The sequence below is a fragment of the Polaromonas sp. genome (genome assembly GCF_031411155.1).
Classification (GTDB): Bacteria; Pseudomonadota; Gammaproteobacteria; order Burkholderiales; family Burkholderiaceae_C; genus Polaromonas.
Genome location: NZ_JANOAL010000099.1, coordinates 1 through 18,798 on the forward strand (window position 1 = coordinate 1; position 18,798 = coordinate 18,798).

Annotated in this window: 18 protein-coding genes, 1 pseudogene and 1 riboswitch; of the genes and pseudogenes, 14 read left to right on the plus strand and 5 right to left on the minus strand. The window is 64.4% G+C overall.

Annotation, left to right across the window (positions count from 1 at the left end; translation table 11 throughout):
• Positions 1-273 (minus strand): LysE family transporter (locus RMO23_RS07035; protein WP_309679872.1); only part of this gene is annotated, 273 nt, incomplete at its 3' end.
• 107 nt (positions 274-380) lie between these two features.
• Here RMO23_RS07035 and RMO23_RS07040 point away from each other — a divergent pair.
• A complete protein-coding gene (locus RMO23_RS07040; protein ID WP_309679874.1) occupies positions 381-1,289 on the plus strand; it encodes an HTH-type transcriptional regulator ArgP in 909 nt (302 codons plus the stop codon).
• On the opposite strand, the gene RMO23_RS07045 is transcribed toward RMO23_RS07040, so the two are convergent.
• Complete coding sequence (locus RMO23_RS07045; RefSeq protein ID WP_309679876.1) at positions 1,280-2,587, minus strand: D-amino acid dehydrogenase; 1,308 nt, start codon at positions 2,585-2,587, stop codon at positions 1,280-1,282. The two genes, RMO23_RS07040 and RMO23_RS07045, sit on opposite strands and share 10 nt — an antisense overlap.
• 213 nt (positions 2,588-2,800) lie before the next feature.
• A riboswitch (glycine riboswitch) is annotated at positions 2,801-2,892 on the minus strand.
• A 74-nt stretch (positions 2,893-2,966) separates the two neighbouring features.
• On the opposite strand from RMO23_RS07045, the gene argS reads away from it, so the two are divergent.
• From argS to RMO23_RS07100, 11 genes are all read left to right on the plus strand, one after another.
• On the plus strand, positions 2,967-4,652 hold the full coding sequence (gene argS, locus RMO23_RS07050; RefSeq protein ID WP_309679878.1) for an arginine--tRNA ligase: 1,686 nt from the start codon (positions 2,967-2,969) through the stop codon (positions 4,650-4,652).
• Positions 4,653-4,706: 54 nt separating this feature from the next.
• Positions 4,707-5,348, plus strand: coding sequence for an SPOR domain-containing protein (locus RMO23_RS07055; protein WP_309679880.1), 642 nt, complete (start codon positions 4,707-4,709; stop codon positions 5,346-5,348).
• Positions 5,349-5,450: 102 nt separating this feature from the next.
• The gene (locus tag RMO23_RS07060; RefSeq protein WP_309679882.1) at positions 5,451-6,125 is read left to right on the plus strand and encodes a thiol:disulfide interchange protein DsbA/DsbL; all 675 of its coding nucleotides are present in this window, start codon (positions 5,451-5,453) and stop codon (positions 6,123-6,125) included.
• A 149-nt stretch (positions 6,126-6,274) separates the two neighbouring features.
• Positions 6,275-6,907 (plus strand): lipopolysaccharide transport periplasmic protein LptA, encoded by a 633-nt coding sequence (gene lptA, locus RMO23_RS07065; protein WP_309679884.1) that lies wholly within the window; start codon positions 6,275-6,277, stop codon positions 6,905-6,907.
• 26 nt (positions 6,908-6,933) lie between these two features.
• Entirely contained in the window at positions 6,934-7,716 is a 783-nt protein-coding gene (gene lptB / locus RMO23_RS07070; protein ID WP_309679886.1) for an LPS export ABC transporter ATP-binding protein, read from the plus strand.
• 142 nt (positions 7,717-7,858) lie between these two features.
• Entirely contained in the window at positions 7,859-9,406 is a 1,548-nt protein-coding gene (locus tag RMO23_RS07075; RefSeq protein WP_309679889.1) for an RNA polymerase factor sigma-54, read from the plus strand.
• 21 nt (positions 9,407-9,427) lie between these two features.
• Positions 9,428-10,783 carry a THUMP domain-containing protein gene (locus tag RMO23_RS07080; protein ID WP_309679890.1) on the plus strand — a complete coding sequence of 452 codons (1,356 nt, stop codon included), beginning with the start codon at positions 9,428-9,430 and terminating at the stop codon, positions 10,781-10,783.
• Positions 10,776-11,183, plus strand: coding sequence for a putative toxin-antitoxin system toxin component, PIN family (locus tag RMO23_RS07085; RefSeq protein WP_309679892.1), 408 nt, complete (start codon positions 10,776-10,778; stop codon positions 11,181-11,183). The genes RMO23_RS07080 and RMO23_RS07085 overlap by 8 nt, the downstream gene beginning before the upstream one ends.
• 310 nt (positions 11,184-11,493) lie before the next feature.
• A complete protein-coding gene (locus RMO23_RS07090; RefSeq protein WP_309679894.1) occupies positions 11,494-12,267 on the plus strand; it encodes a DUF3047 domain-containing protein in 774 nt (257 codons plus the stop codon).
• A gap of 178 nt (positions 12,268-12,445) precedes the next feature.
• A complete protein-coding gene (gene bktB, locus RMO23_RS07095; protein WP_309679896.1) occupies positions 12,446-13,630 on the plus strand; it encodes a beta-ketothiolase BktB in 1,185 nt (394 codons plus the stop codon).
• Positions 13,631-13,752: 122 nt separating this feature from the next.
• On the plus strand, positions 13,753-14,589 hold the full coding sequence (locus RMO23_RS07100) for a UPF0149 family protein (RefSeq protein WP_309679898.1): 837 nt from the start codon (positions 13,753-13,755) through the stop codon (positions 14,587-14,589).
• Positions 14,590-14,744: 155 nt separating this feature from the next.
• Here RMO23_RS07100 and RMO23_RS07105 read toward each other — a convergent pair whose 3' ends face one another.
• From RMO23_RS07105 to RMO23_RS07115, 3 genes are all read right to left on the minus strand, one after another.
• Entirely contained in the window at positions 14,745-15,128 is a 384-nt protein-coding gene (locus RMO23_RS07105; protein WP_309679900.1) for a nuclear transport factor 2 family protein, read from the minus strand.
• A 103-nt stretch (positions 15,129-15,231) separates the two neighbouring features.
• Complete coding sequence (locus RMO23_RS07110; RefSeq protein WP_309679902.1) at positions 15,232-15,702, minus strand: OsmC family protein; 471 nt, start codon at positions 15,700-15,702, stop codon at positions 15,232-15,234.
• A gap of 36 nt (positions 15,703-15,738) precedes the next feature.
• Positions 15,739-16,683 carry an alpha/beta hydrolase gene (locus tag RMO23_RS07115; RefSeq protein WP_309679904.1) on the minus strand — a complete coding sequence of 315 codons (945 nt, stop codon included), beginning with the start codon at positions 16,681-16,683 and terminating at the stop codon, positions 15,739-15,741.
• 203 nt (positions 16,684-16,886) lie between these two features.
• Between RMO23_RS07115 and RMO23_RS07120 the strand changes: the two genes are divergently transcribed.
• Entirely contained in the window at positions 16,887-18,287 is a 1,401-nt protein-coding gene (locus tag RMO23_RS07120) for a class I SAM-dependent methyltransferase (RefSeq protein WP_309679906.1), read from the plus strand.
• Positions 18,288-18,294: 7 nt separating this feature from the next.
• Positions 18,295-18,798 (plus strand): annotated as a pseudogene (locus tag RMO23_RS07125) (two-component sensor histidine kinase); the annotation flags it as partial.

The window sequence follows — 18,798 nt, forward strand, 5'->3', positions numbered from 1 at the left end:
CGCCTGCGTGCCGTACAGCAGCAGCACGACGGCGCCGGCGCCGGTCATGGCGCCCAGCAGCTTGTCGGACAGTCCGCCCAGCCGCGCCAGCCCGCCGACGCCAATGGCAATCAGCAGGCAGTCGGTGGCAATGCAGACCCCAATCGTGAGCCACAGGTGCTGGCGCAGCAGCCCCATGCGGATCACATGCGCGTTTTGCGGGCCGATGGCCATGATCAGCGACAGGCACAGCAGCATGCCGGCAAGAAAGGTGGGAGAGGTGAACAGGTGCATGGGAAGGGCTGGGGACGGGGAATGAGGCCAGTGTCCTCTGAACAGGCCTGTAGTTAAACAAAATTAACTAAAATTGCAGTTCGTCAATAAAAAATTGATTCAACACCATGCTTGATGCCCGCCAACTCGAGGCGCTGCTGGCCGTGATCGAACACGGCAGCTTTGGCGCCGCCGCCAAAAGCCTCAGCGTCTCGCTGGCGGCGGTGTCGCTGCGCATCAAGTCGCTGGAAGCGGCGCTGGGCCAGCGCCTGCTGGTGCGCGGCAAGCAGGTGCGCGCCACGCCCACCGGCCAGGCCTTGCTGACGCATGCGCGGCAGGTGCGGCTGATGGAGGCCGAGGTGCTGACCGGTCTGCAGGGCCACGGCGCGGGCAGGGCGCGCCGCCTGCAAAGCCTGAGCGTGGCGGTCAACGCCGACTCGCTCGCCAGCTGGTTTTTGCCGGGTGTGGCCGCCGCCTGCGCGCGCCACCAGCTGCTGCTCGACATCGTGGTCGACGACCAGGACCACACCCACGACGCGCTCAAAAGCGGCGACGTGACCGGCTGCGTGACGACGCTGGCGCAGACCATGCGCGGCTGCGTCGCCGAGCCGCTGGGCCTGATGCGCTACCGCTGCCTGGCCGCGCCGGCGCTGGTCGAGAAATGGCGTGGCGGCAAGGCGGCGGTGAGCGCGCAGCGCCTGCTGGCCAGCCCGGCCGTGATTTTCAACCGCAAGGACGCGCTGCAGGACGCCTTTCTGGCGCAGCACTTCAATTTGCGCGACGCGCTGTACCCGCGCCATTTTGTGCCGGCGGTGGATGCCTTTGACCTGGCGCTGGAGCTGGGCATGGGCTGGGGCATGGTGCCCGAGCAAAGCCTGGCGGCCAGGGCCCAGCGCCCGCCGCTGGCCGAGGTGCTGCCCGGCACCACGGTGGACGTGGCGCTGTACTGGCAGCACTGGGCCAGCGAACCGGTGCTGGCCCAGCGCCTGACGCGGGCGGTCAAAGAGGCCGCAAAGGCCCGGCTGGTTCAGGTCTGAGCCGCCGCCGCAGTACCCAGCGACAGCAACTTGCGCGCCGGCGTCAGCCCGGTGAACGCGAAATCCACCTGCGGCACGCGCCCGCTCACGATGTCGGCAATCGCCGCGCCCGAGCCGCATGAATGCGTCCAGCCCAGCGTGCCGTGGCCGGTGTTGAGAAACAGGTTGCTGGTTTTGGACTGGCCGATGTAGGGCACGTTGGAGGGCGTGGCCGGGCGCAGGCCGGTCCAGTACTGGGCGTTCTGGCCGTCGGTCATGTCGGGGAAGAGCTGCTTCACGCGCCGCACAATCGCTTCGCAGCGCACCAGGTTCAGCTCGGTGCTGTAGCCATTGAGTTCGGCCGTGCCGGCAATGCGCAGGCGGTTGCCGAAGCGCGAGAACACCAGCTTGTACTCGTCATCGGTCAGCGACACGTTGTAGGACGCGGCTTCGTTGATCACCGGCAGCGTGACCGAATAACCCTTGGCCGGGTAAATCCGCAGGGTCTGACCGAGCAGCTTGGCCCACTGCGGGCTGTAGGCGCCCAGGCACATCACATAGGCGTCGGACTTGAGCTCGCTGACCACGCCCCCGGCATTGGCAATCTGCACCGCCGTCAGTGCGTCGCCTTCCTTGCGCGCGCCGACGATGCGGGTGTTGTACAAAAACTGCACGCCCTGCGCGGCGCAGAGCTCGGCCAGCTGGCGGGTAAAGGCATGGGCGTCGCCCGATTCGTCGCTGGCCGTCATGCTGCCGCCCACGATCTGCGCGCGGCTGGCGGCCAGCGCCGGCTCGATGGCCACGCATTCGTCGGCGGTTTTCATGTCGAGCTCGCAGCCGTATTCGCGCATCAGGGCGGCCGGCGCCTGCGCGTCGGCGTATTCCTGCTCGCTGGTGTAGAAATGCAGAATGCCTTCGGTCTTTTGCTGGTAGTCCATGCCGGTGTGGTCGCGCAGCTTTTGCAGCGTGGCCCGGCTGTACAGGCCCAGGTTCACCATCTGCTTGATGTTGTGGCGGGTGCGGGCGGGCGTGCATTCGCGCAAAAACGACAGACCCCAGAGCCACTGGTTCAGGTCCGGCCGCAGCCGGAACAGCAGCGGCGCGTCTTCGCGGGCCAGCCATTTCAGCACTTTCAGCGGCGCGCCGGGGTTGGCCCAGGGCTCGGCATGGCTGACCGAAATCTGCCCGCCGTTGGCAAAGCTGGTCTCCAGCCCGGCGCCCGGCTGGCGATCGACGACGCTGACTTCGTGGCCAGCCTGGCGCAAGAACCAGGCGGAAGTGATGCCGGTCACGCCGGCGCCCAAAACGGTAATTTTCATCGTGTGTACCAAGGAAAAAGGTTGCCAGCCCAGCAAGAATGGGCGCAAGCAGCTATGAATTTGATAGCAAATTGCAGAGCGGCAGCGCGCACCCCTCCGGGTGCCGCTCCCACTGTCCTTGGTACCTGAGAGATTCAACCTGCTGCCGTCAAGCGGCAGGTCTTGCTCCTTCGGTGGCGGCCGCATTGCGCGGCCACTCTCTCCAGATTCGGCTTTTTTCATTCAATACGGGAGCCTGAGCGATCATGGGAGATTGCGCCTTCGGCGGCTGTTGCGGGGCAACAGCTCTCTCTTGAATGAAGGCCGATTTTGCCATGCGCGCTGCCCTGGGGTCAAGTTAGCGTCCAGGGCCTGGCCTTGCGTCTCCTAAAATCAACCCATGCTACAAATCAAAAAAGACCTGCTGGACGCGCTGGGCCAGGCCCTGAAGACGTTGGCGCCCGACAGCAGCGTGGCGGCCGCCTTCGAATCGCCCAAGGTGGCGGCGCATGGCGACTTTGCCTCCACCGCGGCCATGCAGCTGGCCAAACCGCTCAGGCTCAACCCGCGCCAGCTCGCGGAAAACCTGCGCGCCGCCCTGCTGCAGGCGCCGGCGTTTGTGCGCTGGGTCGAGGCGATTGAAATTGCCGGCCCCGGTTTTCTCAACATCCGGCTCAAGGCCGAGGCCAAGCAGGAAGTCGTGCGCGAGGTGCTGCGCAGCGGCGCCGCCTACGGCAGCCAGCCGGCAGACGGCGGGCACCGCATGCTTGTCGAGTTTGTCTCGGCCAACCCGACCGGCCCGCTGCATGTGGGCCACGGCCGCCAGGCGGCGCTGGGCGACGCGATCTGCAACCTGTTTGCCACCCAGGGCGCGCAGGTCTGGCGCGAGTTTTACTACAACGATGCCGGCGTGCAGATCCAGACGCTGGCAGCCAGTACGCAGGCGCGCGCCAAAGGATTGACGCCGGGTGACGCCGGCTGGCCCGAGCCGGCCTACAACGGTGACTACATTGCCGACATCGCCGCCGACTTTCTGGCCCAAAAGACCGTCAAGTCCGACGACCGCGAGTTCACCGCCTCAGGCGATGTCGACGACATCGATTCGATACGCCAGTTTGCCGTGGCCTATCTGCGCCATGAGCAGGACCTGGATTTGCAGGCGTTCTCGGTGCGCTTCGACAACTACTACCTGGAGTCCAGCCTGTACAGCTCGGGCCGTGTCGATGCCGCGGTGCAAAAGCTGAAAGAAGCCGGCAAAACCTACGAGCAGGACGGCGCGCTGTGGCTCAAGTCGACCGACTACGGCGACGACAAAGACCGCGTGATGAAAAAGAGCGACGGCAGCTACACCTACTTTGTGCCCGATGTGGCCTACCACCTGGCCAAATGGGAGCGCGGCTACGGCCGCGCCATCAACATCCAGGGCATGGACCATCACGGCACCATTGCCCGCGTGCGCGCCGGCCTGCAGGCCGCCAATGCCGGCGTGCCCCAGGGCTACCCCGACTACGTGCTGCACACCATGGTGCGGGTGGTGCGCCACGGCGAGGAAGTCAAGATCTCCAAGCGCGCCGGCAGCTACGTCACGCTGCGCGACCTGATTGAATGGACCAGCGCCGACGCCGTGCGCTTCTTCTTGCTGAGCCGCAAGCCCGACACCGAATACATCTTTGACATTGACCTGGCGCTGGCCAAGAACAATGAAAACCCGGTCTACTACGTGCAGTATGCGCACGCCCGCATCTGCTCCATCCTGAACACCTGGGCCGAGCAGGACGGCGAGGAAAGCCGGCTCCAGTACGTCGACCTGTCGGCGCTGACCAGCCCGCAGGCGCAGGCGCTGATGCTGCTGCTGGCCAGGTACCCCGACATGCTGAGCAACGCGGCGGCGGGTTTTGCCCCGCACGACGTGGCGTTCTACCTGCGCGAGCTGGCCGCCTGCTACCACAGCTACTACGATGCCGAGCGCATTCTGGTCGACGACGAGACCGTCAAGCTGGCGCGGCTGGCGCTGGTCAGGGCGACGGCGCAGGTGTTGCACAATGGCCTCGCGGTGCTGGGCGTCAGTGCCCCGCGCAAGATGTAAAGAATGATGGAAACCACAGTGCGCAACCCTTTTACTCTCCCCACCGGGCACGGCATGAACACACAACGAGGCGGAACCCTGCTGGGTTTGATTATTGGCGCGCTGATTGGCCTGGGCGCCGCGCTGGCGGTGGCGGTCTACATCACCAAGGTGCCGGTGCCCTTCATGAACAAGCCCCAGTCGCGCAACCCCGACAGCGACGCGGTCGAAGCCAAAAAGAACCGGGACTGGAACCCGAACGCGCCGCTGGCCGGCAAAAATTCGGCCAAACCGCCCTCGGCCTCCGGCGAAGTGACCGGCATCCCGCTGCCCGATACAGCCATCGTCAGCCCGCCTAAAGCAGCGGCATCTGCGGCCACCTCAAAGATCACCCGGACCTTGCCCGCCTCGGACGACCCGCTGGGCGACCTGGCGAAAGCCAAGACCAAGCCCAAGGCTGAGGGGCCGTCCGATGGCGACCCTTTCAATTACTTCATCCAGGCCGGGGCTTTTCGCACGCCCGAAGACGCCGAACAGCAGCGCGCCCGGCTGCTGCTGCTGGGTATGCAGGCGCGCGTGACCGAGCGCGAGCAGTCGGGTCGCACCGTGTACCGCGTGCGCCTGGGGCCTTTTGCCAAAAAAGAGGATGCCGACAAGGCCAAGGAGCGGCTCGACAACAACTCGATCGAGACCGCGCTGGTCCGGGTGCAGCGCTAGCTGGGCCTTGCCACTTGAACTTTGCCGCTTGAACTTTTCCGGGCAAGGGCGTCAAACCCCTGCACAGCCCGTGACCCGACCCCATTTCAGGAGAGATATTTGATGCAACGACGCGAGTTTTCGCTTTCCGCCGTTTCGGCCCTTTCTGCCGCCGCCGTGGCGGCCACCGCACTACCGGGCAGCGCCCGCGCCCAGGGGGCCGCCTTCAAGGACGGCGCTGACTACCTCACGCTGGACAAGCCGGCGCCAACCGAAGCCCCTGCGGGCCAGGTCGAGGTGGTCGAATTCTTCTGGTACAGCTGCCCGCACTGCAATGCCTTTGAGCCGCAACTCGAAGCCTGGATCAAGAAAGCCCCGAAAGACGTCAGCGTGAGGCGTGTGCCGGTGTCGTTCCGGCCCGATTTCGAGCCGCAGCAGCGTCTGTTTTATGTGCTGGAAGCCCTGGGCAAGGTCGATGAGCTGCATAAAAAGGTGTTTTACGCCATTCATGTCGAAAAGCAGGCCCTCAACACGGCCGAGCTGGTGGCCGCCTGGGCCGAGAAGCAGGGCCTCAACAAGGCCAAATTTGTCGAGATGTACAACTCGTTTTCGGTCAGCACCAAGACCCGCAAGGCGACCCAGCTGCAGGACAGCTACCAGGTCGACGGCGTGCCCGCGCTGGGTGTGGCCGGGCGTTACTTCACCTCGGGTTCCCAGGCTAAAACCATGGAACGTGCGCTCCAGGTCACCGATTTCCTGATTGCCCAGTCGCGCAAGGCCAGGCCGGCCAAGGCCTGAGCCGCCTGAAGAATCTCAAAGGCATCGCCAGTCAGTCAAACCCGCCCCATCGGCGGGTTTCTTCATGGGTCTTTCGCTTTGCATGCCATTCCCCTGGGCCGGCATCGTTACAATCAGCCCAATCCTCAAGCAGCAAGATTCGTGCCTTTATGAAAACCCCCCTGTCCGCCCTGATCCTGGTCGCCGCCCTGGCGGGGGCGACTGCGCTGCCCGCCGCCGCCGAAAAGGCCGACCGCGACAAGCCGATGAACGCCGAGGCCGATGCCCTGCGCTACGACGACCTGAAGCAGACCAGCGTGTTCACCGGCAATGTGGTGATCACCAAGGGCACGACCATCGTGCGCGGCGCCAAGGTCGATGTGTCGCAGGACCCCGAGGGCTACCAGCTGGCGATTGCCGTGGCCGCGCCCGGCAAGCTCGCCTACTACCGCAAAAAACGCGACGGGGTCGACGAATACATCGAGGGCGAAGGCGAGCGGATTGAATACGACAGCCGCGCCGATCTCGTCAAATTCATCAGGAACGCGGTGGTGCGCCGCTATGTAGGCGCGACCCTGGCCGACGAAACCACTGGCGCGCTGATTGTGTACGACAACAACACCGACGTGTTCACGGTCGATGGCGGCGCGCAAAACCGCAGCGCCGCCAACCCCACGGGCCGGGTGCGCGCCATGCTGTCGCCGCGTGCCCCCCCCCCGGCGCCGGGCGCGGTCACGTCGCCGCCCGTCGGCCCGGTTCCCGGCCTGCGCCCCAGCACCACGCTGGGCACGGACAAAAAGTAAAAAAAGATGAACGCAACGGGCAACAGATGAACGTGCTGACCAACGCGCTGGCGGCCAGCCCGCCGACCCCCAGCCGCCTGATGGCGCAGGGGCTGCAAAAATCCTACGGCGGCCGCAAGGTGGTGCAGGATGTGTCGCTGACCGTGGAAAAAGGCGAAGTGGTCGGCCTGCTGGGCCCCAACGGCGCCGGCAAAACCACCTCGTTTTACATGATCGTTGGCCTGGTGCGCGCCGACGCCGGCGAAATTTCGATTGATGGCGATCCGGTCGAGCACATGCCGATTCACCGGCGCGCCCGCCTCGGCCTGAGCTACCTGCCGCAGGAAGCCTCGATTTTCCGCAAGCTCACGGTCGAGGAAAACGTGCGCGCCGTGCTGGAACTGCAGCGCGACCCAGGCGGCCAGCCGCTGGGCCGGGTCGACCTGCAGGCCCGGCTCGACGGCCTGCTGCACGACCTGCGGGTCGACCACCTGCGCGACTCGCCGGCGCCGGCGCTGTCGGGCGGCGAGCGCCGCCGCGTCGAGATTGCGCGCGCGCTGGCGACCCAGCCGCGTTTTATTTTGCTCGACGAACCGTTTGCCGGCATCGACCCGATTGCCGTGATCGAGATCCAGCGCATCATCGGCTTCCTCAAATCGCGCGGCATCGGCGTGCTGATCACCGACCACAACGTGCGCGAGACGCTGGGCATCTGCGACCACGCCTACATCATCAGCGACGGCCATGTGCTGGCCAACGGCACGCCGACCGAGATTGTTGACAACGCCGACGTGCGCCGGGTTTACCTCGGCGAGCACTTCAGGATGTGATGGCCTCCCCCCCGTTGTCGCTCACTGCGTGTAGCTCCCTCCCCCCTCAAGGGGGCGGCGCCTGCGGCCCGGCAAAGCCGGTTCCGCGGCCCCTGCTTGAAAAATGCGCGTCATCCCGCTTCTGCGAGTGGTCGGGGGCGCGATGAAACAGGGCCTGTCGCTCCGCGTTTCGCAGCATCTCGCGCTGACGCCGCAGTTGCAGCAGTCGATTCGCCTGCTGCAGCTGTCGACGCTGGAGCTGAGCCAGGAAGTCGAGCAGATGCTGGACGAAAATCCGTTTCTGGAGGTGACTGAAGAGGCCGCCGTGCGCGAGGAATTCGGGCTGGAGCACACCGACACGCCGGTCAGCCAGGACAGCCGGGAGTTTGAGTCTGCTACTAATTCGATAGCTGGCAGCGCAGATGAATCGGGGGCTGCGGGCCAAAATGATGCCGAAATCGGGCCTGAGGCGAGTTCCGAGGCGAAACTCGAGGAAAGCTGGGACGGCGACGGTTCGGTCGACACCGCGCCCGACGACAGCGAATGGGGCGGCGACGCGCCGGCGCGTAAAAACAATGCCGATGACAGCGACGCCGAGGCGTCGGACCTGACGGGCGGCCATGAGTCGCTGCAGGACCACCTGCACCGCCAGTCGCTCAGCCTGCGCCTGTCCGACGAAGACCGCGCGGCCCTGCATTTTTTGATCGAGTCACTCAACGACGATGGCTACCTCGAAGACAGCCTGGCCGCGCTGGCGGCGGGGCTGGCCGGGGATGACCTCGAACAGGTCGAAGAGCTGGTGCAGCACTTTGCCATCGCGCTCAAGCTGCTGCAGCACATGGAGCCGGCCGGCGTCGGGGCGCGCAACCTGGCCGAATGCCTGGGCCTGCAGCTGCTCGACTGCAAGGACTGCGAGCAGGTGCGCGCCGCCATGGCGATCTGCCGGCAGCCGATGGAACTGCTGGCCAAGCGCGATGTCAAGCGCCTGGCGCACCTGTGCGGGTTTTCAGAAGCGGTGATCAAGGGCGCCATCGGCGTGATCGGCCGGCTCGACCCGAAACCGGGCCGGCGCTTTGTCAACCTCGAGCGCAACCTGATCGTGCCCGACGTGATTGTGGTCAAGTCGGGCCGCGGTTTCAAGGTCTCGCTCAACAGCGACGTGATGCCGCGCCTGCGCGTGCATGACATTTACGCCAACGCGCTGAAGCAGCACAAGGGCCAGGGCGGCCAGGCGCTGCAGCAGCGGCTGCAGGAGGCGCGCTGGTTCATCAAGAACATCCAGCAGCGTTTTGACACCATCCTGCGCGTCAGCAGCGCGATTGTGGAGCGGCAAAAGAACTTCTTCAGCCACGGCGAGCTGGCCATGCGCCCGCTGGTGCTGCGCGAGATTGCCGACGAACTGGGCCTGCACGAGTCCACCATCTCGCGCGTGACCACCGCCAAATACATGAGCACGCCGTTCGGCACCTTCGAGCTGAAATACTTTTTTGGCTCGGCGCTGGGCACCGAGACCGGCGGCAACGCGTCGAGCACGGCGGTGCGCGCCCTGATCAAGCAGTTTGTGGCCTCCGAGAGCCTGAAAAAGCCGCTCAGCGACAACCAGATTTCCGAAATGCTCAAGGAGCAGGGCATTGAATGCGCGCGCCGCACCGTGGCCAAGTACCGCGAGGCGCTGCGCATCGCGCCGGCCAACCTGCGCAAATCGCTCTAAAAGCCCCTTGAGGCCCCACTTATGAACCAACTTCAATTATTTCTGCCCTGCGCGGCGGGCGTCGAGGCCTTGCTGGCCAGCGAGGTCAAGCGCATCACCGGCCTGGACGGCAAGGCCTGGCGCGCCGGTGTGCAGCTGCAGGGCTCGTGGCGCGATGCGCTGCAGCTCAACTTGCAGAGCCGCCTGGCCCAGCGCGTGCTGATCGAGTTGCAGCACAACCAATACCGCAGCGAGCAGGATTTGTACAACGCGGCCGCCAGCGTGGCCTGGGAAATCTGGTTCACGCCCAAACAAACATTTAAAGTTGAAATCACGGCCCAGCACAGCCCGCTGACCAGCCTGAACTTTGCCGCGCTGAAGATCAAGGACGCGATTGCCGACCGCTTCCGGGACAAGTTTGATGTGCGGCCCGATGTCGACACGCGCTGGCCCGACGTGCGGGTCTACGTGCACCTGACCACCGACACCGTCACGATTTACATCGACACCTCGGGCGAGCCGCTGTTCAAGCGCGGCTGGCGCGAAGACAAGGGCGACGCCCCGTTGAAGGAAACCCTGGCCGCCGCCATGATTGCCGCCAGCGGCTGGGACCTGGCGTGCAGGGACGGCGTGCCGCTGTACGACCCGTGCTGCGGCTCGGGCACCATCGCCATTGAAGCCGCGCAGATCGCCTGCCACATCGCGCCCGGCATCAACCGCCGCTTTGCCTTCCAGAACTACCTGCCGTTTCAGGCGCATGTCTGGGACGGCCTGCTGGACGAAGCCGAGGCCGCCATCACCGAGCCCACGGCGCCGGTGTTTGGCAGCGACGTCTCGTTCCGCATGGTGGACTTTGCCGAGCGCAACGCCGAGCGCGCCGGCGTCGCCAAGGCGGTGCAGTTTCGCGGCGGCGACGCGCTGCAGCGCATGCCGCCCGCGCCCTCGGGCGTGATGCTGGTCAATCCGCCCTATGGCGAGCGGATTGACGTGGCGGGCGTGGCGGGCATCCCCAGCGTGCAGGGCCGCGACCTGCGCCGCGCGCAGTTTCAGGGCCAGAGCATTGACGATTTTGGCCAGCCCATTTTTAACGACGGCAGTGACGGGCCCGCCACCGTGCCGCGTCGCGACCGCGCCGCCAACCCCGGCCGCGAGCAGGCCCAAACCGACAGCGGCGAGGAGGCCTCCGACTTTTTTCCGCAGCTGGCCGCGCACTGGAAGAAAAATTACGCCGGCTGGACCGCCCATGTGCTGACGCCCGACCTCAAGCTGCCCGGCAAGATGCGCCTGAAAGAGTCGCGCCGCGTGCCGATGTGGAACGGCCCGATCGAATGCCGGCTGTTCCGCTTTGACATGGTGGCCGGCTCGGCACGCAGCAAGCCCGCACGCGGTGATGCCTGAGCCGATTGTTCTGGACACCAACATCGTGCTGGACGTGTTTGTGTTCAGCGATGCGGCGGCGCTGCCGCTGCGGCGCGCGTTGCAGGCCGGCGAACTCGACTGGCTGGCCACCCGGGCCATGCGCGACGAGCTGGCCCGCGTGCTGGCCTATCCGCAAATCGTGCCGCGCCTGGTCTTTTACCAGCTGGCCGCCGACGACGTGCTGGCCGCTTTTGACCGCCATGCCCGGCTGACGGAGGTCGCCGCCAAAGCCAGCGTCACCTGCAGCGACGCCGACGACCAGAAATTCATCGACCTGGCCGTCGCCCACCAGGCCCGGTTGCTGAGCAAGGACCGGGCCGTGATTTCAATGGCAAAAAGGCTGTTGGCCCATGGTGTACGGGCGCAGTCAACTATTTAATTCATAGCGTTCTGGGCTTGGGTCGGGCGCTTGCCGGCCCTCCTTTCGCTGTGGCAAATTCGACCCTGGACGGTGCTGGCCGGCACGATGTTGCAATGCACAAAACCCCGGACCCTGCGCCGGCTCTGGGGCTGACGGGCGGCTGGACCAGAAACAGCGCCCCATGAGGAGCAAAGTCGTATCAAAATCGGAGACGCGCGCGCCAGTCCGGCAGGCTGCCGGCAGGGGTGGGCCGATACCGACGGGCGACGGCCCTGAAATCACGTCCGGCCGGCAAACCCGCCGGCCGCGCACAGACCAGGAGAACGACATGCTCCGATTACGGATAAGCCGCTGGCTTTTGGCGCTGGTGTTGGCGCTGGCGGCGGCGCAGACGATGGCGCAAGGCACCGACGCGCCCGCGGCGGCCGCCGGTCCTCCGGCGCTGACCCGGTTTTCAGCGACCCCTGGCAGCCAGCCCGCCGCGCCCTGGCGCGTGGTCGGTCTGCCCAGGAGCAAGACGCCGCTGACGCAGTTCGAGGTGGTTGAACTCGACGGCGCCCGCGTGCTGCGGGTGCAGGCCAGCCTGTCGTACGGGCAGCTCGTGCATGAGCTGCCCGGGGCCGTGCCCTCGGCCGCCACCACCCTGCGCTGGCGTTGGCGGCTGGAGACCCCGCTGCTGCGGGCCGATCTGCACAGCCGCCCGGGCGACGACGCGCCGGTCAAGGTCTGCGCCCTGTTTGACATGCCGCTGGAAGGTGTTGGCCTGGTCGAGCGCGGCCTGCTGCGTGCCACGCGCTCGCTCAGTGGCGAGCAGCTGCCGTCGGCGACGCTGTGCTACGTCTGGGACCATAGCCTGCCGGTCGGCACGCTGCTGCCCAATGCCTTCACCAGCCGGATCCGCCTCATGGTGCTCAATAGCGGCGAGCAGCAGCTCGGCCAGTGGATTTCCCACCAGCGCAACCTGGCCGCCGATTTCAGGCGGGCGTTTGGGCACGAGTATTCCGGCACGCCGCCGCTGGTCGCGATCAGCGTCGTGGCCGACGCCGACAACACGCGCGACCAGAGCCTGGCCTACGTGGGCGATGTGACCCTCGCGCCCTGAACCGCCATGATCGTGATATGCCGGTCAAAACGGCTTCTTGTCCAGGTAATACGGGCTCAGGCAGCTATGTAATTGATAGTGAAAATCGCGGTTCGGGCGATGCTGGTATGGTGTGTCAGCGGGCTGTAGTAAAAACCGTCCACACTCGCTTTTTCATTCCAAACATCAGGAGTAAATCATGAGCCGTGAAGTTGTTGTAGTCAGCGGAGTCCGCACCGCCATTGGGACCTATGGCGGCAGCCTGAAGGACATTCCCCCGACCGAGCTGGCCGCGCAGGTCGTGCGTGAGTCGCTGTTGCGGGCCGGGGTCGACGGCGCCGACGTCGGCCATGTGGTGTTTGGCCATGTGGTCAACACCGAGCCGAAAGACATGTACCTGTCGCGCGTGGCGGCCCTCAACGGCGGCTGCGCCGAAGGCACGCCGGCCTTTAACGTCAACCGCCTGTGCGGCTCGGGCCTGCAGGCCATCATCAACGCCAGCCAGGGCATTTTGCTGGGCGACACCGACATCGCGATTGGTGGCGGCGCCGAGAACATGAGCCGCGGCCCCTATGCCAGCCTGTCGGCGCGCTGGGGCGCCCGCATGGGCGACAGCAAGATGGTCGACATGGTGGTGGGCGCGCTGCACGACCCGTTCCAGAACCTCCACATGGGCGTGACCGCCGAAAACATCGCCGCCAAGTGGGGCATCAGCCGCGAAGAACAGGATGCGATTGCCGTCGAGAGCCACAACCGGGCCCAGCGCGCCACCGAGGCCGGTTACTTCAAGGAGCAGATCACGCCCGTCATGCTGAAAAGCAAAAAGGGCGAGGTGGCCTACGCCACCGACGAGCATTTCCGTCCCAACTGCACCCTGGCCGACATGGCCAAGCTGAAACCGGTGTTCATCAAGGAAAACGGCACGGTGACCGCCGGCAACGCCTCGGGCATCAACGACGCGGCCGCCGCCGTGGTGCTGATGGAAGCGGGCACCGCCAGGGCCCGCGGCGCCAAGCCGCTGGCCCGCCTGGTGGCCTACGCCCACGCCGGGGTCGACCCCAAATACATGGGCATAGGCCCGGTGCCCGCCACGCAAATGGCGCTGAAGAAAGCCGGCCTCACGGTCAATGACCTGGACGTGATCGAGGCCAACGAAGCCTTTGCCGCCCAGGCCTGCGCCGTGACGCGCGACCTGGGGCTGGACCCGGCCAAGGTCAACCCCAACGGCTCGGGCATCTCGCTGGGCCACCCGATTGGCGCCACCGGCGCGCTGATCACGGTGAAAGCCCTGTACGAGCTGCAGCGCATCAAGGGCCGCTACGCGCTGGTAACGATGTGCATAGGCGGCGGCCAGGGCATTGCGGCGATTTTTGAACGCATGTGAGCGGAACAGAGGGCGGTTTCCGGAAGGCCCTGAACGGGGGCTGGTTTTGAGAAAAGGCCGGCTGTGAGGCAGATACACTTTGCCTCATAAGGGCCTCCTGTGAGGCTCAGGACCGTATTGCCATGACGCCATCTTCTCCTGCAACTCCTTCCGGAGCGTCCGAAACCCCCTGGCTGGACAGCGACGCTTTTGACGAGCTCGATGCCATTCTGGACGACTTGCGCAGCCGCTACGACGAAACGCCGCAGTGGGAATTTTGCGAAGGCTTCATGGCCGCCGTGATCTGTTCGCGCCGCCCGATTCCGGCGGCTGAATACCTGTCGGTACTGCTGGACATTCCGGCCGACGGCGAAACGCAAGGTGAGGCGCCCGAGGCCGAAAGCGGCTCGTTCGCCAGCGACGCCCAGCGCGAGCGCTTTCTCGCGCTCTGGAACCAGCGCTGGAAAGAGGTCGAGACGGCACTTGATTCCGAAGTCGATTCGCTGGAAGACGATAACGGCTACCACCCGGAGGTGATGGACGTGCGCGGCGCCGTGGCCGACATGCCGCCCGGGGAGCAAGCCGCCTTCAAGGGCGAAGAGCTGCCGGCGTTTGCCCAGGTCTGGGCGCTGGGTTTCATGTTCGCGGTGGAAAGCTGGCCCGAGGAATGGGCGACACCGCGCGACAAGGACGCCGCCAAATGGCTGGACGGCGCGCTGCAGGCCGTGGTCGCCATGACCGAAGACGACGAGGCCGCGCCCGAAGTGTCACCGCTGAGCGAAGACGGCGCGCCCAGCACCAGCATCGCCCGGCTCAATGCCTTTGGCGAGGCGATCTGGGCGGTCTATGACCTGCGCGAACTCTGGAAAACCATGGGCCCGCGCGTGGAGACGGTGCGCAAGGAAGCCACGCCCGGCCGCAATGATCTGTGCTACTGCGGCAGCGGCAGGAAATACAAGAAATGCCATGGGGCGGGGTGATGAAGCACTGCGCGACGCTATTGTTTTTGTAGCTGCTGGCGCAGGTATTTAAAGGGCTGGCAGCCTATTTGATGCCTAAAAGAGGTTTTTTCAGGGTTTCTCGGCATGTTTGAGGATTTTTTTGTGTTCGAAAACCGAAAAAATCCAGGCCTGAATCAAGCGCCGTCCTTGTGGCTGCCAGGCGCTGGCTCTTTGAGTTCCGCCAGATAGGTCGTCAAACGTTTGATCTTGGTGTTTTCCATGACGAAAACATCACAGAACACCGCCTCAAGAAAACCGCCGGCTTTGCGCTCGCAGCGAACCGAGCCTTCGGCGACCACGACGTTATCTTCCTCCGTCATGCGTGTGATCTTGACGATGGGGCTGCCTGTGAAGGCCTCATTCTCAATTTCCCTGTCAAAGGCGTCCTTGCCTGCCAGCTGAAATGCGCCCGGCATCAGCCACTCAATATCGTCAGTCAGACAGGACAGGATTTGCGCATGATCGCTCTTGTTGAATCCCTCCATGTATCTTTGCGCGGTCAGCTTGTTCGGACTCATGGACGGGCTCCTGTGGCGGTTAGGGGTTGCGAGGCGTCGAATGGAATGTTTGATACGGGAGGCATTGCCGCCTTCGCGCGAATGACGAATGAATGGCTGTGTCCTAAACTGGATACACCGGCTCGCAGCGCACCTCGGTCTTCACCGAATTGGCAATAAAACAGGCTTCATGCGCCTCGTGGTGCAGCCGGTCCAGCTCTTCGCGTGTCGGCAGGAGATCCCCCGAGAACTTCACGTCGGGCCGCAGCGTGACCAGCGTCATGGCTATTTTTCCGTCCGGGTTTCTGTCCATCAGGCCGTTGGCCGCGTCAAAGTAGCGGTCCACGCAAAACCGGCGCTTGGCGGCAATCGACAAAAACCACAGCATGTGGCAACTGGCCAGCGACGCGACAAAGGCTTCCTCCGGGTCCAGCGCCGAGGCGTCGGACATGGGCGCCGGCACCACCTGGGGTGACGAGGAGCCAGGCACTTCCAGGCCACCGTCAAAACGCAGCAGATGGCGGCGGCTGTAGCGGTTGCCGGCAAAGTCGCCGTCGTTGCGCAGCCATAGAACTTCGGCACTGTAATGGGACATGGCGCGTCCTGAGGGGTGGGTGGCTGGAAATCCGGATCAGCCAAAAAAATCCTGGAGCAAGTCAGCCGTGGCTTCGGGCTGCTCCTCGGGTATGAAATGCCCGGCCGGCAGCGGGTGCCCCGCCACGATGCCGCTGCACTGGTCCTGCCACAAGGCCAGCGGCTGAAACAGCCGGTGAACCACGCCGCGCTCGCCCCACAGCACCAGCATGTCGCAGGCCACCTTGTGACCCTTGGCGCGGCTTTCGCGGTCATGCAGCAGGTCGATGCCGGCGCTGGCGCGGTAGTCTTCGCAGGCGCTGTGCAGTGCCTGGGCGTTGCAAAAACAGCGTTCGTATTCGGCCAGCGCCTGCGGTTCGATATAGCCCAGCCCGCTGCTGCCCCAGCCGCCCAGCTTGGCATGCAGGTAGGCCACGGCGGTCTCGGGGTGGTTGGCGCCCATCATGATCTCGGGCAGCGGCGCGGGCTGCAGCAGGTGAAACCAGTGGTAGTAGGCGCGCGCAAACTCCATGTAGGGCCCGGTCATGCTGTTGCCCTCGTACATGTCCAGCGTGGGCGCGATGTCGATGATGCAGAGTTTGTCGACCCGGGCCGCATAGTCCAGTGCCAGCCGGTGCGCCACCCGCCCGCCGCGGTCATGGCCGCACAGAAAAAAGCGGTCCACCCCCAGTTCATTCATCACCGCCACCATGTCGTGCGCCATGTTGCGCTTGCTGTAGTTGCTGTGGTCGGGCAGGCCCGGCGTTTTCGATGAGTCGCCGTAGCCGCGCAAATCGGGCATCACCAGAAAGTAGTAGGGGCTCAGGCGCTGGGCCACCCGGTGCCACATCACATGCGACTGCGGAAAACCGTGCAGTAGCAGCAGCGCCGGGCGCATCGGCTCGCCCAGCGCCACCCTGGAAAACCGGGCATGGATGGCGGTGCCGTTGACCTCGAAGCTGCGCGATTCAAAATCTTCAAACCAGTGGCTCGGTGGCGTCATGCGAATGTCCCCCTGTCTGAGCTGCGTTTCAGTGTGCACGCAAGCATACGCCAGCGCCGGCGCGCCGCGGCAAATTGCCGCGCGCAGGCCCTGCTTTTGCGCAAGCGGCGCGGGGTTGCCGTCTTCGATGTCACAATCGCCGCAGTGCAATTTAATTACCCTGGGGTGCACCGCCCTATATCGCTTTGAGGACGCCAGACACCGTGCATCCAATCCGCCCCATAGACCCCGTCATCATCTTCACCAACAGCCAGGCCGAGACCGTGCGCGGCACACTCACCAACGTTCAGCGCCGCTCGCTGGTGATGGAAATTTACAACCCCTATTCGATTGTCCAGGTCAGCGAGGTACTCAACGACCTCACCATCCGGTCGGGCGAGCGCAGCATTTACAAGGGCAAGGCGGTGGTGACCAGCCTGCTCAATACCGGGCTGATGGCCGTGGTGTCGGTGGTTTTGGTGGATGAATGGTCCGACCTGAACATGGTGCGCGGCGACCTGTCGCGGGTGGCTGATGAAGCGCAGCGCTTTGTTGAAGACTGGCAGACCCGTTTTCGCATTGGACGAAGCTACCAGGTGGCGATCAGCGAATTTCGCGCCTTTCTGGCGGAAACTGCGCGCTGGGCCGATCAGGCCGACATGTCCGATGTGCTCCCGCGGGAGGCGGATGGACGCATTCGTGAGGACGTGTTTTATGACCTGGCCAAGCCCATCATGGAAAAAGGCCGCGACTATTTTGTCTGGCTGCAGGAAGAGGGCAGCCTGGTCCCGCCCGAGGATTCAGTCGCTCACCGCAACTTCGCACAGACCGCGTTGCACCCTCTGCTGCTGCGCGCTCCCTTCGTCTACCGCACCTTTGCCAAGCCCTTGGGCTATGCCGGTGACTATGAAATGGTCAATCAGATCATTGGTGACCCGCGCCAGGGTGGCAACACCTATTTCCAGATCATTAACGCCTTCTTCCTGAAGGCGGCGGTGGCGCAGGCGCACCGCAACCGCATCGACATTCTGGTGGAGTACCTGAATAAGGCGGCAGCCGTGGCGCGGGAACAGGGCCGCCAGGTCAACATCCTCAATGTGGGTTGCGGGCCGGCCATCGAGATTCAGCGCTTCATCGAGCAGCACCCCAACCCCGACCTGATTGCCTTTACCCTGCTGGATTTCAGCGAGGCGACGCTGGACTACACCCGCAATCGCATTCGGGAAGTGAGCGAACGTACCGGCAAGAAAATAGCGGTTAGCTACGTCAATGAATCGGTGCATCAGCTGCTAAAGCGCGCCTCCCGGCGGGATGACCTGCTGCAGGACACGACCTTCGACTTTGTTTACTGCGCCGGCCTGTTTGACTATCTGTCGGACAAGGTCTGTTCCCGGCTGCTGCAATATTTTGTGACCCGCACCAGCCCTGGCGGTACGGTGATGGTGACCAATGTGCATGCCCGCAACCCGCACAAGAACGTGATGGAGCACCTGCTCGAATGGCACCTGATCTACCGCGATGAAGCCAGTCTGGAAGCCGTTCTGCCCGAACCGCGAGACAACACACGCCTTTACACCGATGAAACCGGTGTGAATATTTTTGCCGAGTTTCAAGTTCCGAAGTGACATCGCCGTGCAGCTTGAAAAACTGTCTCCCTATCACTCCGAGATGAGCGAGTTTCGTCTTGCCTATAGCAAGGCGGGGGCCATTGTTTCAGCCGTTTTGGTGATGTTTGGCCTGGGGCTGGACTACTCGCTGTATCCGGCGCTTTTTGCTGAATTCGCGACCGCGCGCGTCGTGACCACGACGTTGACGCTGCTGGTGTTCTGGCTACTGCGCGACTTGCCCCTGGGTCAGAAATATGTGCAGCCGCTCACCCTGCTTTGGCTGGCCTTGCCGCAGATCATGATCTCCTGGATGATTTGGCGTGCCGATGGGGTGGACTCTATCTATTTCGTGGGTTTGCATTTGGCCCTGTATGCCACGGGGATCATTCTTCCGATTGGGTTTCTCGAGGGCGTGGGCTTTGGGTTGCTTACGTATCTGCTTTATTTCCTTGCGTGTTATTTGCATCCCCAGGGGTTGGAAAATATCAGCCGGTTCACCGGGGTCTCCATGTTCATTTTGTTTTCGGCT